Genomic DNA, 13420 nt, shown 5'->3' with positions numbered 1-13420 from the left:
CGGGCACCGTCCGCCGCGCTGCTGAGACGACGAAGGGGCCCCGGGCACTGTGCCCGGGGCCCCTTCCTGTGCACGCGGCGCTCCGGCGGGCGGGGCGTCGCGGTGCCGCTAGTCGCTGCTGTTGAGGATCGAGATGAGCCGCAGGAACTCCATGTAGATCCACACCAGCGTCAGCGTGAGGCCGAAGGCCGCGAACCAGGCCTCCTCGCGCGGGGCACCGTAGGCGATGCCGTCCTCGACCTGCTTGAAGTCGAGGGCGAGGAAGCAGGCGCCGAGGATGACGCCGATGACGCCGAAGACGACACCGAGGGCACCGCTGCGGAAGCCGAGACCGTCACCGCCGCCGAAGACGGCGAACAGCAGGTTCACCATCATCAGGAAGACGAAGCCGAGCGCGGCGGCCATCACGAAGCCGTAGAAGCGCCGGTTCACGCGGATCCAGCCGGCTTTGTACGCGATGAGCACACCGACGAAGACCGCCATCGTGCCGATCACGGCCTGCATGGCCGCGCCGTCCGCGATGCGGTTGTCGACGACGCTGGAGACGACGCCGAGGAACACGCCCTCGAACGCCGCGTAGGTGAGGATCAGCGCGGGCGAGGCCTTGCGCTTGAAGGACTGGACGAACGCCAGCACCATGCCGATCAGCGCGGCGCCGATACCGATGCCGTAGGAACGGCTGATGTGGGCGTCGTCGACCGGCAGCAGCGCCCACGCGAGCGCGGCGGTGACGACCAGGACACCGAGCGTGGAGCCGGTGCGGACGACGACGTCGTCGATCGTCATCCGGCCGGTGGTCGCCGGCGCCTGCGGCGGCGTGCCGAACTGCTGGCCCTGCTGGGCGTACGGGTTCTGCGCGTAGGGGTTGCCGGCGGGCTGGGCGTACGGGGCGCCCTGCGCGTACGGGTTGCCCTGCGTGGCGACGGCGGGACCCCCGGCCTGCGGCGCGGCGTTGAAGCCCGCGTAGCCGTTGTCGCGGCTGAACCCCCGTCGCGAGAAGACCGGGTTTCTGCTCCTCATTTCACTCCTCCATGGCCACACTGCGCAGCCTTGGCTCAAGAGTAATAGAACGGCAAAGGATTGACCCTACTGCTTGGGGAGGATCTTTCCCTCGTCCTGACGCGCAACACGCTACGCCCGACGGTGATTCCCCTCACTGCCGGGCGGTGCCCTCCGCTCGGCCGATCGGGAAACCGGTGTAGGCCTCGGCCAGGTCGGTCTCGGCCGCGCGGGAGGAGGCGATCCGGTCCAGGCGCGCCACCTGGAGACGGTCGTCGAAGGGCGTGGCGTCGGGGGCGCGGTGCAGCAGCGTCGTCATGTCGTAGGAGAACCGCTCGGCCTGCCACACCCGGCGCAGACAGGTGGCGGAGTAGGCGTCGAGCAGTTCGTCGGAGCCGGTGTCCCTACGGTGCGTCAGGGCGCGGGCGAAGGTGACGACGTCGCCGACGGCGAGGTTGAGGCCCTTGGCTCCGGTGGGCGGCACGATGTGCGCGGCGTCGCCGGCCAGGAAGAGGCGGCCGTGCCGCATGGGCTCGTGGACGTAGGAGCGCATGGGGGTGACGGACTTCTGGGTGATCGGCCCGCGCTCCAGGCGCCAGTCGTCGTCCGTCTCGAAGCGGCGTTCGAGCTCGGCCCAGATCTCCTCGTCGCTCCACGCCTCGGCGTCCGTGCCCTCCGGCACCTGGAGGTAGAGGCGGGAGACGGACGGGGAGCGCATGGACAGCAGGGCGAAGCCGCGGTCGTGGCGGGCGTAGACCAGCTCGTCGTGGGACGGGGCGACGTCGGCGAGGATGCCGAGCCAGGCGAAGGGGTACGTCCGCTCGAAGGTGCGGCTCAGCGCGGCCGGGACGGCACGGCGGGCCACGCCCCAGAAGCCGTCGCAGCCGACGACGTAGTCGCACTCCAGGACGTCCTCCGCACCGTCCGTGCCGCCGTGCCGGAAGCGGACGCGCGGCCGGTCGGTGCCGGCGCCCTCGACGGCCAGGGCCTCCGCCTCGAAGAGCAGCGGGCCGCCCTCCTTCAGCTGGAGGGCGATGAGGTCCTTGCAGACCTCGGTCTGGGCGTAGACCGTCACGGACCGGCCGCCGGTGAGTGCCGGGAAGTCGACGCGGTGGCGCCGCCTGTCGAAGCGCAGCTCGATGCCGTCGTGGCGCAGCCCCTCCCGGTCCATGCGCTCCGCCGCCCCGGCCGCCCGCAGGACGTCCACCGTGCCCTGCTCCAGGATCCCGGCGCGCTGACGCCGCTCGACGTAGGCGCGGTCGCGGCTCTCCAGGACGACCGAGTCGATCCCGGCGTTGTGGAGCAGCCGGGCGAGCAGGAGTCCGGCGGGGCCGGCCCCGATGATGCCGACGGTGGTGCGCATCGGTCGTTCCCTTCGATTGGCGTCGTTGCCGCGGAGGCTTGTTCGCATGGTGAAAATTCCTTCACCAACTGCTGCGCCGAGTCTCGGGCTCACACGCGCCGCTGTCAACGGTTCGGGGACGCCGGCCGGCCGCCGGGAGAACGGGGTTTCGCGGTGAGTGCCCGGAGCCGGACTCGAACCGGCACGCCCGCGAAGGGGCAGCGAGGTTTAAGCTCGCCGTGTCTGCATTCCACCATCCGGGCAGGCCATGGGCACCGCGTCAAGTACCTCGACCCTATCGGGACACGCTCCCGCGGAAGCGGGCGGGCGGGCCCGATGTTGTCTTATTTTATTGGCGCCTGAGGGTGCATCAGCTCCGCGGGCGGCCCATCCGCACTTGCCAACAGCCTTGCGTGCGACGGTCGGCCGCGCATGCGGAATGACGGGATTTCACCGTCTCGACCAGGACGCTCGACCCGTTCTCGAGTCAGCCTCCGGCAGCGGGGTCCGAGGCGTCCGCCGGAGGGGCCCGTCAGGGTCGCCCGTCATCCGCAGGTATGACACCGGCCGCGGCCGTCCGACCACAGTCGCCCCCCGAAACCGGAACAGCGGCTGACTGCACGGCGGCCCCGGGCCGGGACGATGGATGACGTCCCCGAGCACACCGCTGTACCGACAGGAGCACCCTTCCGTGACCACCGCACCCACCGCCGGCCGGTCCACCACCGTGGCCGCGCGCGCCACGGAGCTTTCCAAGATCTACGGCCAGGGCGAGACCCAGGTGGTCGCCCTCGACCGGGTCTCCGTCGACTTCCGGCAGGCCGAGTTCACCGCGATCATGGGCCCCTCCGGCTCCGGCAAGTCCACGCTGATGCACTGCGTCGCGGGTCTGGACACCTTCTCCTCCGGCTCGGTGCGCATCGGCGACACCGAACTCGGCTCCCTGAAGGACAAGCAGCTGACCAAGCTGCGCCGGGACAAGATCGGCTTCATCTTCCAGGCGTTCAACCTGCTGCCCACGCTCACCGCGCTGGAGAACATCACCCTCCCGATGGACATCGCGGGCCGCAAGCCGGACAAGCAGTGGCTGGACTCGGTGATCCAGATGGTCGGGCTCTCCGGGCGCCTCGGCCACCGCCCCGCCCAGCTCTCCGGCGGCCAGCAGCAGCGCGTCGCCGTGGCCCGCGCGCTGGCCTCCCGGCCGGAGATCATCTTCGGTGACGAGCCGACCGGCAACCTCGACTCCCGCTCGGGCGCCGAGGTGCTGGGCTTCCTGCGCAACTCGGTGCGCGAGATGGGCCAGACGGTGGTGATGGTGACCCACGACCCGGTGGCCGCCGCCTACGCAGACCGGGTGGTCTTCCTCGCGGACGGACGCATCGTCGACGAGGTGCACGGGCCGACGGCCGACTCGGTGCTCGACCGCATGAAGCGGTTCGACGCCAAGGGCCGCACCAGCTGACGCCCCCACCCGCCTCCCCCCGTACGTCTGGACAGAGAAGACCCATGTTCCGAACCGCCTTGCGCAACGTCTTCGCGCACAAGGCCAGGCTGTTGATGACCGTGCTCGCCGTGATGCTCGGCGTGGCGTTCGTGTCCGGCACCCTGGTCTTCGCCGACACCCTCTCCAACGCCTTCCGCAACCAGTCCGCGAAGAGCTACGACGACGTCGCCGTCGCCGTCACCTCGCACGCCGACCCGGACAACCCCAAGGAGGAGCCCGGCCTCTCCGGCAAGGTCCTCGAGCGGATCGCCGCCGTGGACGGCGTCGCCGGGGTGTACGGCCGCGTCGAGGGCTTCGCCGGCGTCGCCGATCCCGACGGGAAGCTGATCGGCGTCGGCTGGTCCAACAAGGGCTCGAACTTCGCGCCCGGCAAGGACGGCAAGGACACCGCGTACACGTTCACCGACGGCTCCGGCCCGGTGCGGGACGACCAGATCGCCCTGGACGAGGAGTCCGCCGCCAAGGGCGAGTACGAGGTCGGCGACCGGGTGCGCGTCGCGACCAACGGCCCGGTGAAGGAGTACACCCTCAGCGGTGTCTTCACCACCGAGGACGGCGCCGTCAACGCGGGCGGCAGCCTCGTCCTCTTCGACACCGCCGTCGCCCAGAAGCAGTACCTGCGGCCCGGCTACTTCGAGAGCGCCACCGTCGCCGCCGCCCCCGGCGCCGACGACGCGCGGATCCTGACGGCGGTCGAACCGCTGCTGCCCGACACGGCCGAGGCCCGGACCGGCAAGGCGCTCGCGGACGAGCAGGCCGACCAGATCGAACAGGGCATGGGCAACCTCAAGCAGGTCCTGCTCGGCTTCGCGGGCATCGCGCTCTTCGTCGGCATCTTCCTGATCTCCAACACGTTCACGATGCTGGTCGCCCAGCGCACCAAGGAGATCGCCCTGATGCGCGCCGTCGGCGCGTCCCGCAGGCAGATCACCCGCTCCGTGCTCGCCGAGGCCGCGCTGGTGGGGCTGGTCGCATCGGCCGTCGGTTTCGCCCTCGGCGTCGGCCTGGCCGTCGCACTGCGCTCCGGCATGGCCGCGTTCGACATGAAGATGCCGGCCGGTCCGCTGGTCCTGTCCGCCACGCCGGTGGTCGCGGCGTTCGCGGTGGGCGTGCTGATCACGGTGTTCGCCGCCTGGCTGCCCGGCCGCCGGGCCGCGAAGATCCCGCCGGTGGCGGCCATGAACAGCGTCCACGCGGTGGCCACCACCAAGTCGCTGGTGGTGCGCAACTCCATCGGCGCCGCCGTCACCGCCCTCGGGGCGGCGGCGATCGTGGCGGGTGCCTCGGCCGGCGGCGACGACGGCCGGATGTACATCGGCGCGGGCGCGTTCCTCGCGCTGATCGGCGTGATCGTCCTGATCCCGCTGCTGTCCCGGCCGGTGATCGCACTCGTCCGTCCGCTCCTCGTCGGCCCCTTCGGGGTGGCGGGCAAGCTGGCCGGCCAGAACGCGGTCCGCAACCCGCGCCGCACCGGCGCCACCGCCTCGGCGCTGGCGATCGGACTGACGCTGGTGACCGGCCTGTCGGTGCTCGGCATCACGGTCGGCAAGGCCATCGACAAGATGACCACGGACAACATCAGGGCCGACTACATGGTCTCCATGGCCAACGGCGGCGACCTCGACCGGTCCGCGCTGACGGCGCTGGAGAAGGCCGAGGGCGTGTCCGCGGTCTCGCCGCAGCAGGCCGCCTACTTCCGCCTCGACGGCGACTACGTGTCCGCCTCGGCGGTCACGCCGGGCGACATCGAGAAGGTCCTGACCGTCGACGTCGTCAGCGGCAGCGCGGGCTCGCTCGCCCAGGGGCGGATCGCGGTCGCCGAGAAGACGGCGCAGAGCAGGGGCTGGAAGACCGGCGACACCGTCCCCGTCACCTTCGACGACGACGAGAAGGCCACGCTGACGGTGGGCGCCGTCTACAAGGACAGCGAGTTCCTCTCCCCCGTCCTCATCGACCGGGGGGTCGTGGACCGGCACGAGGCGAAGCCGTCCATCCGGCAGATCTTCGTGAAGACCGACGGCGGCCGGACCGCGGCGAACGAGAAGGTCCTCGTCGACGCGCTGGGCGACAACCCCGCGATCACCGTGATGGACCGGCAGGACATCCGGGACGAGTTCGGCGGCGCCATCAACACCCTGCTGAACGTCATGTACGGCCTGCTGGCGATGGCCCTGATCATCGCGGTGCTCGGCGTCGTCAACACCCTCGCGATGTCCGTCTTCGAGCGGCAGCAGGAGATCGGCATGCTGCGCGCGATCGGTCTGGACCGGCGCCGGGTGAAGCGCATGGTCCGGCTGGAGGCCGTCGTGATCTCCGTGTTCGGCGCGGTGGTCGGCATCGGCCTCGGCACGTTCCTCGGCTGGGCGATCGGCGAGACCCTCGCGGACAGCATCCCGGGGTACGAACTGGTCCTGCCCTGGGACCGGATCGGGATCTTCCTGGTGCTGGCCGCTCTGGTGGGCGTCCTGGCCGCGATGTGGCCGGCCCGCAACGCCGCCCGGCTGAACATGCTGAACGCGATCAAGGCGGAGTAGCCGCCACGCGCGGGTGAGGGCCCCGTTCCCGGGTGGGAGCGGGGCCCTCACACGTCCGGCGGGCCCGCCGGGCTCAGTTCCAGGTGCGGGCGCGCAGGGGCATCCCGGAGGCGCCGGAATTCGGCGTACGGACGGCGAGGACCTGGTTGACGCCGATGCGGTTGCGCTCGAAGGACAGCGCGGAGGCGGCCATGTACAGGCGCCAGACGCGCGCCCGGCCGGGGGTGACGAGCCGGGTGGCCGCGTCCCACTCCGACTCCAGGTTGGCGACCCAGCGGCGCAGGGTGAGCGCGTAGTGCTCGCGGATCGACTCGACGTCGCGCACCTCGAAACCGGCGCGCTCCAGCTGGGTGACGGTGGTGCCGATGGGGGCGAGTTCGCCGTCGGGGAAGACGTAGGCGTCGATGAACTCGTCCACGGAGTAGGACGTCTCGTCCTCCTGAGGACGGCGGGCGATCTGGTGGTTCAGCAGCCTGCCGCCTGGCTTGAGCAGCGTGAACAGATGCCCGGCGTACTCGAGATACCGCTCGGCGCCGACGTGCTCGGCCATGCCGATGGACGAGATCGCGTCGTACGGCCCGTCGGTGACGTCCCGGTAGTCCTGGACGCGGATCTCCACCCGGTCGGTGAGCCCCTCGTCGGCGACCCGCTTGCGCGCGTAGGCGGCCTGCTCCTGCGACAGCGTCACACCGACGACGCTCACACCGTGCTCACGGGCCGCGTGGACGGCCATGGACCCCCAGCCGCAGCCGACGTCGAGCAGACGCTGACCCGGCCTCAGACCCAGCTTGCGGCTGACGAGTTCGAGCTTGTCGCGCTGGGCGTCCTCCAGGGTGCCGCCCTCCGCCTCGGGGGCGGACCAGTAGGCACAGGAGTACACCATGGAGGGTCCGAGGACGAGTTCGTAGAAGTCGTTGCCGACGTCGTAGTGGTGGCTGATGGCGCGCCGGTCGCTGCGCTTGGTGTGCAGGTGGCGGCGGGCCCTGCGGACCTCCTCCGGCGGCGGCGGGGGCGGCAGCGGCGGACCGGCCAGCTTCACCAGCCCGCGGACGGCGGCCCGCACTTCGGGGTCACGGAGAGCCTCGCCGAGCCCCCGCGCGTCCTCCCCGCGCTCCCAGACGAGCCCGGCGAGCAGCTCGAGGACGGCGTAGAGGTCGCCCTCGACCTCGAGGTCCCCGGCCACCCAGGCCCGGACCAGTCCCAGCTCGCCCGGCTTGAACAGCAGACGGCGCAGTGCCCTGCGGTGCCGGACGACGAGCGTCGGCGCACCCGGCGGGCCCGCCTGCGAACCGTCCCAGGCGCGAACGCGCACCGGGAGCGGCGCCCCCAGCAACTGTTCGAAGAGGTTCTGCAGCCGCAGCGCGGCATCAGCCATGGCGTACCTCCGTGACAAGCGTTCCCGGAATGTCCTGTCACCACGTAAACACCTGGGGGGCCGCATCGCAGTCCCGCCACGGAGTCACGGTCCGGCAAAAACGCATGCAGAGGCCATCTATCTGTCGACCGTCCGGCTCCCCGCGGACGGGCGCCGAAGGGACCGCCCGCCACGGCAGCCGCCGCCCGTCCGCGGACGCCGAAGGGGCCGCCCGCACCACGGATGGCGGGCGGCCCCTTCGGGGGTGCCGGGGTCCGGCGAGGTGACCGGGGGTCAGGAGGCCTTGGCCTCGGTCCTCTCCGCCGGCTTCTCGGCCTTCGGCGCGGCCGGGGCCGGCTTGGCGGCCTCGTAGAACTCCTCGCGCGGAGTCTCGATGGCGCCGAGGGAGACGACCTCGCGCTTGAGGAACATGGCGAGCGTCCAGTCCGCGAAGACACGGATCTTGCGGTTCCAGGTCGGCATCGCCAGGCCGTGGTAGCCGCGGTGCATGTACCAGGCGAGACGTCCCTTGAGCTTGATCTTCATCTTGCCCATGACGATCATCGCCACGCCCTTGTGCAGGCCGAGGCCCGCCACCGCGCCCTTGTTGGCGTGGCTGTAGTCCTTCTGCGGGAAGCCCCGCATGCCGGAGACCACGTTGTCGCCGAGGACCTTGGCCTGGCGCAGCGCGTGCTGGGCGTTCGGCGGGCACCAGGCGTTCTCGTTGCCCGCCTTGCGGCCGACGAGGTCCGGGACCTGGGCGTTGTCGCCCGCGGCCCAGATGTAGTCGGTGCCCTTGACCTGGAGCGTCGGCTCGCAGTCGACGTGGCCGCGGGGGCCGAGGGGGAGGCCGAAGCGGGACAGGGCCGGGTTGGGCTTGACGCCCGCCGTCCACACGATGGTGTTGGAGTCGACCTCGAGGCCGTTCTTCAGCACGACGTGGCCGTCGACGCAGGAGTCCATCGAGGTGGAGAGGTAGATCTCCACGCCGCGGCTCTCCAGGTGCTCCTTGCCGTACTGGCCGAGCTTGGGGCCGACCTCGGGGAGGATCTTGTCGGCGGCGTCGACCAGGATGAAGCGCATGTCCTCGCGGGACACGTTCTTGTAGTACTTGGCCGCGTCCCGGGCCATGTCCTCGACCTCACCGATGGTCTCCGCGCCGGCGAAGCCGCCGCCGACGAAGACGAAGGTGAGCGCCTTGCGGCGGATCTCCTCGTCGGTGGTGGAGTCGGCCTTGTCGAGCTGCTCCAGGACGTGGTTGCGCAGGCCGATGGACTCCTCGATGCCCTTCATGCCGATGCCCTGCTCGGCGAGGCCGGGGATCGGGAAGGTGCGGGAGACCGCGCCCATGGCGATGACCAGGTAGTCGAAGGGCAGCTCGTACGCCTCGCCCACGAGGGGGGCGATCGTGGCGACCTTGCGGTCCTGGTCGATGGTGGTGACCCGGCCGGTGAGGACCTCCGCCTTCGGAAGCACGCGCCTGAGGGGGACGACGACGTGCCGCGGGGAGATGCTGCCGGCGGCGGCTTCGGGGAGGAAGGGCTGGTAGGTCATGTACGACCGCGGGTCGACGACGGTGACGGTCGCCTCGCCGTAACGCATCTTCTTCTGGATGCGTCGAGCTGCGTACAGGCCTACGTACCCACCGCCTACTACGAGGATCCTGGGACGCTCCGTGGTGCTCATGGCATCGAGTATCCACCCGTCCCAGGGGGGTGGTTCGTGCGCCCCTTCACAAGCTTCGGTGGAGGCTGTGCTACCATCCGCCGCCCACGTGACGGAGATCATGGCGGGCGAAGGAACCAGCGTGTAGGGCATCCCGTTGTCAATGCCGCGTGAGCTGCCGATCCGCACCGCCAAAGGGGGTGGACCAGCTCCCGGCGAGGCTCCGGAAGGCCCCTTCCCGAGGGTCCCCGCAGCACCGGACTGAACACGTTCAAAGGGCGGTTGAACCCCCAAAAGGGTCAACCGGCGCCCTTTGACCGCCCGGCGGGAGCCGATTCCTTGTGAAGAACTTCACGAAGTTTCCCGACGAGATGTCGCCGGGGGCCCCTCACGAGGCCCCCGGACCCGCTCAAACGTCGTCCGGCCTGCTCAGAGGGCCACCGGGAACCGGCTACGCCACCGACCACGCGAGGCCGTCGAGGATGTCGTGCTCGCTCACGACGACCTCCTCCGCGCCCGTCCGCTCCATGATCGACAACAGCACCAGCGCCCCGGCCCCGATCACGTCCACCCGGCCCGCGTGGATCGAGGGCGCCGCGGCGCGCTCGGCGTGGGTGGAGCGCAGCAGCCAGTCGGTGATCTCGCGGACCCGTTCCAGGGAGACCCGCGAGTGGTGGATGGCGGCCGAGTCGTACTCCGGCAGCCCCTGCGCGATCGCCGACACCGTCGTCACGGAGCCGGCCAGGCCGACCAGCGTGCGCGCCTCGCGCAGCGGCACCGTCTGCTCGGCGAGGTCCAGGCCCGCCTCGATGTCGGCCCGTATGGACGCGATCTGCTCCTCGGAGGGCGGGTCGGTCACCGCGCCCTCGCGGACCAGGTGCCGCTCCGTCATCCGGACGCAGCCGACGTCCACCGAGCGGGCGGCGCGCATGTGGTCGTCGCCGACCACGAACTCGGTCGAACCGCCGCCGATGTCCACGACCAGGTAGGGCCTGCCGAGGTCGGCGCGGCCGGTCAGCTCCTTGGTGGCGCCGGTGAAGGAGAGCTCGGCCTCCTGGTCGCCCGAGATGACCTCCGGCTCCACGCCGAGGATGTCCAGCACCCCGCGCACGAACTCGTCCCGGTTCTCCGCGTCCCGGGAGGCCGAGGTCGCCACGAAGCGCAGCCGCTCCGCGCCGTGCTCCTTGATGATCGCGGCGTACTCCCGGCAGGCGGTGAACGTCCGCTCCAGCGCCTCGGGCGCCAGCCGCCCGGTGCGGTCGACGCCCTGGCCCAGCCGCACGATGGTCATGCGCCGGTCCAGCTCGGTCAGCTCGCCCGTCGCCGGGTCCACATCGGCCACCAGCAGCCGGATCGAGTTCGTACCGCAGTCGATGGCGGCGACACGGGTCACTTGCCGTCCTCCCCACAGGTCTCGGAGACCGTCACGCACGGCCCCTTGCGCCACCACTCCGGCAGCATCGCGATCGCCTCGTCGCCCAGCGGGTTGACGCCGGGCCCGGCCGCCAGCGAGTGGGCGACCAGCACGTGCAGGCACTTCACCCGGTCCGGCATGCCGCCCGCACTCGGGAAGCCGGTCAGCTCCTCGATCTCGTCGCGGCGCCTGATGTAGTCCTCGTGCGCGGCCCGGTAGGCGTCGGCCAGCTCCGGGTCGGCGGCGAGACGCTCGGTCATCTCCTTCATCACACCGTTCGCCTCCAGCGTGCCGATCGCGGAGGCCGCCTTCGGGCACGTCAGGTAGTACAGCGTGGGGAACGGCGTGCCGTCGGGCAGCCGCGGCGCCGTCTCCACGACGTCCGGCTGTCCGCAGGGGCAGCGGTGCGCGATGGCGCGCAGGCCGCGCGGAGGGCGCCCGAGCTGCTGCTTGAAGGCCGCCACGTCCGCGTCGGTGGGCTCGGTGCGCTCGGTGGTCGGCGGGGGAGTCTGCATGACTGTCTTCTGCTGGTCTTCCTGTTGAGTCACTGCCGGTGGGCGGCGGCGTCGGCCTTGTCGACCCCGTCCCACACGTTCCGGTACCAGGGACGGTCGGCCGCCCCCACGTCGGTGCGCGACGGCGCGGCCACGTGCGGGTCGACGACGGTGAAGCCCGTCTCCCCCGGCATCACGTAGTGCAGCCGCAGGCGGATCTGCTGTTCGGCGTACGCGTCGTCCTGCCAGCGCGCCTTGAGGTCGCGCAGGTCCTCGACCCGCTGGCGGGTCCGCGCCTGCTCCTCACGCAGGTCGGCGATCTCCGCGCGCTGGGCGACGTACTGCCGTATCGGGTAGGCGAGCGCCACCACGAGCGAGCACAGCACCATCGCGAGCAGCGCCGCACGGCCGGTCAGCCGGGAGCGGCGGGCCTGGCGCCTGGTCTGCGAGCGGTAGACCCGGGCAGCGGTCTGTTCGCCGATGATCCGGATCCTGGTCGCGGTGGAGAAACGGTCCCGGTCCTTCACGGCCATCTGGTCTCCGCCTCCCGTGCACGCGCGTACGTCCCCGCACACGGTACGGGACCGGGTACGGGGACGTACGTACGACGCTGCCTCTTACGAGGTGAGGGTCAGCCCTTGAAGCGCGGGAACGCGCTGCGGCCGGCGTACACCGCGGCGTCGTCGAGGATCTCCTCGATGCGCAGCAGCTGGTTGTACTTGGCGACGCGCTCGGAGCGGGCCGGGGCGCCGGTCTTGATCTGGCCGCAGTTGGTGGCGACGGCCAGGTCGGCGATGGTGACGTCCTCGGTCTCGCCGGAGCGGTGGGACATCATGCACTTGAAGCCGTTGCGCTGGGCCAGCTCCACGGCGTCCAGGGTCTCGGTCAGCGAACCGATCTGGTTGACCTTGACGAGGAGCGCGTTGGCGGCGCCGTCCTCGATGCCGCGGGCCAGGCGCTCCGGGTTGGTGACGAACAGGTCGTCGCCGACGAGCTGGACCTTGTCACCGAGCTTGTCGGTGATGGTCTTCCAGCCCTCCCAGTCGTCCTCGAACAGCGGGTCCTCGATGGAGACCAGCGGGTACGCCTCGACCAGCTCGGCGTAGTACTCGGTCATCTCGGCGGCCGAGCGCTCCTTGCCCTCGAAGGTGTAGGAGCCGTCCTTGTAGAACTCGGACGCGGCGACGTCCAGCGCGAGCGCGATCTGCTCGCCCGGGGTGTAGCCGGCCTCCTTGATGGCCTCGAGGATGAGGTCGAGGGCCTCGCGGTTGGAGCCGAGGTTCGGGGCGAAGCCGCCCTCGTCGCCCAGACCGGTGGCCAGGCCCTTGCCCTTCAGCACCTTCTTGAGGGTGTGGTAGACCTCGGTGCCCCAGCGCAGCGCCTCGGAGAAGGACTCCGCGCCGATCGGGGCGATCATGAACTCCTGGATGTCCACGTTGGAGTCGGCGTGCGAGCCGCCGTTCAGGATGTTCATCATCGGCACCGGCAGCAGGTGCGCGTTCGGACCGCCCAGGTAGCGGAAGAGCGGCAGGTCGCTGGCCTCGGAGGCGGCGTGGGCGACGGCGAGGGAGACGCCGAGGATGGCGTTGGCGCCGAGCGAGCCCTTGTTGTCGGTGGCGTCCAGGTCGAACATGGCCTGGTCGATCAGACGCTGCTCGGTGGCGTCGTAACCGACCAGCTCCGGGCCGATCTGCTCGATGACGGCGAGGACGGCCTTCTCGACGCCCTTGCCCTGGTAGCGGTTGGGGTCGCCGTCACGGAGCTCGATGGCCTCGAAGGCACCGGTGGAGGCGCCGGACGGAACGGCGGCACGCCCCGTGCTGCCGTCGTCGAGGCCGACCTCGACCTCGACCGTGGGGTTGCCTCGGGAGTCCAGGATTTCCCGGGCTACGACGACGTCGATGGACGGCACGAGCATCTCCTTCTTCAATGTGACGCTTCGGTGTGACGCGGGTCCGCGAGGACCGCAGCGGCTCTGCGGGACGAGCCTAACCGGCTCCGGGCGATCGGCCAGCCGGTCGCCCACCCCATGGACAGAACCGAGAGTAAATTGTTTCCGAACGGAACAAAGACCGTTCACGGAAACTCGGTGGCCTCCCGGCCGCGCAGACGTG

General features: G+C 70.8%; 10 protein-coding genes and 1 tRNA gene. 2 read left to right on the top strand and 9 right to left on the bottom strand.

The window, feature by feature from the left end:
* Positions 1-108: 108 nt before the first annotated feature.
* The 3 genes from AB0E77_RS06945 to AB0E77_RS06935 all read right to left on the bottom strand — a co-directional run bounded on the left by AB0E77_RS06945 (position 109) and on the right by AB0E77_RS06935 (position 2604).
* Entirely contained in the window at positions 109-1020 is a 912-nt protein-coding gene (locus AB0E77_RS06945; RefSeq protein WP_361566604.1) for a Bax inhibitor-1/YccA family protein, read from the bottom strand.
* 133 nt (positions 1021-1153) lie between these two features.
* Positions 1154-2362, bottom strand: coding sequence for a 4-hydroxybenzoate 3-monooxygenase (locus AB0E77_RS06940; RefSeq protein ID WP_361566702.1), 1209 nt, complete (start codon positions 2360-2362; stop codon positions 1154-1156).
* Between the two features lie 158 nt (positions 2363-2520).
* Positions 2521-2604: transfer RNA gene (locus AB0E77_RS06935), tRNA-Leu, on the bottom strand.
* A gap of 428 nt (positions 2605-3032) precedes the next feature.
* Between AB0E77_RS06935 and AB0E77_RS06930 the strand changes: the two genes are divergently transcribed.
* Both AB0E77_RS06930 and AB0E77_RS06925 read left to right on the top strand, forming a co-directional pair.
* Entirely contained in the window at positions 3033-3803 is a 771-nt protein-coding gene (locus AB0E77_RS06930; RefSeq protein ID WP_361566601.1) for an ABC transporter ATP-binding protein, read from the top strand.
* Positions 3804-3847: 44 nt separating this feature from the next.
* Complete coding sequence (locus AB0E77_RS06925; protein ID WP_361566598.1) at positions 3848-6379, top strand: FtsX-like permease family protein; 2532 nt, start codon at positions 3848-3850, stop codon at positions 6377-6379.
* A gap of 73 nt (positions 6380-6452) precedes the next feature.
* Here the strand turns inward: AB0E77_RS06925 and AB0E77_RS06920 are convergent, their stop codons facing one another.
* The 6 genes from AB0E77_RS06920 to eno form a co-directional block, all read right to left on the bottom strand.
* Positions 6453-7754, bottom strand: coding sequence for a class I SAM-dependent methyltransferase (locus AB0E77_RS06920; RefSeq protein ID WP_361566595.1), 1302 nt, complete (start codon positions 7752-7754; stop codon positions 6453-6455).
* A 273-nt stretch (positions 7755-8027) separates the two neighbouring features.
* Complete coding sequence (locus AB0E77_RS06915; protein WP_361566592.1) at positions 8028-9419, bottom strand: NAD(P)/FAD-dependent oxidoreductase; 1392 nt, start codon at positions 9417-9419, stop codon at positions 8028-8030.
* A gap of 430 nt (positions 9420-9849) precedes the next feature.
* Positions 9850-10791: a Ppx/GppA phosphatase family protein gene (locus AB0E77_RS06910; RefSeq protein WP_361566589.1), complete on the bottom strand. Its 942-nt coding sequence runs from the start codon at positions 10789-10791 to the stop codon at positions 9850-9852.
* Entirely contained in the window at positions 10788-11327 is a 540-nt protein-coding gene (locus AB0E77_RS06905) for a DUF501 domain-containing protein (protein WP_361566586.1), read from the bottom strand. The genes AB0E77_RS06910 and AB0E77_RS06905 overlap by 4 nt, the downstream gene beginning before the upstream one ends.
* Positions 11328-11356: 29 nt before the next feature.
* Complete coding sequence (locus AB0E77_RS06900; protein ID WP_361566583.1) at positions 11357-11839, bottom strand: septum formation initiator family protein; 483 nt, start codon at positions 11837-11839, stop codon at positions 11357-11359.
* A gap of 98 nt (positions 11840-11937) precedes the next feature.
* A complete protein-coding gene (gene eno / locus AB0E77_RS06895; RefSeq protein ID WP_225637847.1) occupies positions 11938-13218 on the bottom strand; it encodes a phosphopyruvate hydratase in 1281 nt (426 codons plus the stop codon).
* Between the last annotated feature and the right edge of the window lie 202 nt (positions 13219-13420).

Origin of the sequence: Streptomyces sp. NPDC032940, from assembly GCF_040636935.1 — a bacterium.
GTDB lineage: Bacteria > Actinomycetota > Actinomycetes > Streptomycetales > Streptomycetaceae > Streptomyces.
Note: the sequence above shows the minus strand (reverse complement) of the source record. Positions and strands in the feature narration are given on the sequence as shown.

Bases quoted from the DNA above. Each gene is read 5' to 3' on its own strand.
- AB0E77_RS06940 (WP_361566702.1), bottom strand. From the start codon at position 2,362: ATGCGCACCACCGTCGGCATCATCGGGGCCGGCCCCGCCGGACTCCTG.
- AB0E77_RS06905 (WP_361566586.1), bottom strand. From the start codon at position 11,327: ATGCAGACTCCCCCGCCGACCACCGAGCGCACCGAGCCCACCGACGCG.
- AB0E77_RS06945 (WP_361566604.1), bottom strand. From the start codon at position 1,020: ATGAGGAGCAGAAACCCGGTCTTCTCGCGACGGGGGTTCAGCCGCGAC.
- AB0E77_RS06920 (WP_361566595.1), bottom strand. From the start codon at position 7,754: ATGGCTGATGCCGCGCTGCGGCTGCAGAACCTCTTCGAACAGTTGCTG.
- AB0E77_RS06925 (WP_361566598.1), top strand. From the start codon at position 3,848: ATGTTCCGAACCGCCTTGCGCAACGTCTTCGCGCACAAGGCCAGGCTG.
- AB0E77_RS06900 (WP_361566583.1), bottom strand. From the start codon at position 11,839: ATGGCCGTGAAGGACCGGGACCGTTTCTCCACCGCGACCAGGATCCGG.
- AB0E77_RS06915 (WP_361566592.1), bottom strand. From the start codon at position 9,419: ATGAGCACCACGGAGCGTCCCAGGATCCTCGTAGTAGGCGGTGGGTAC.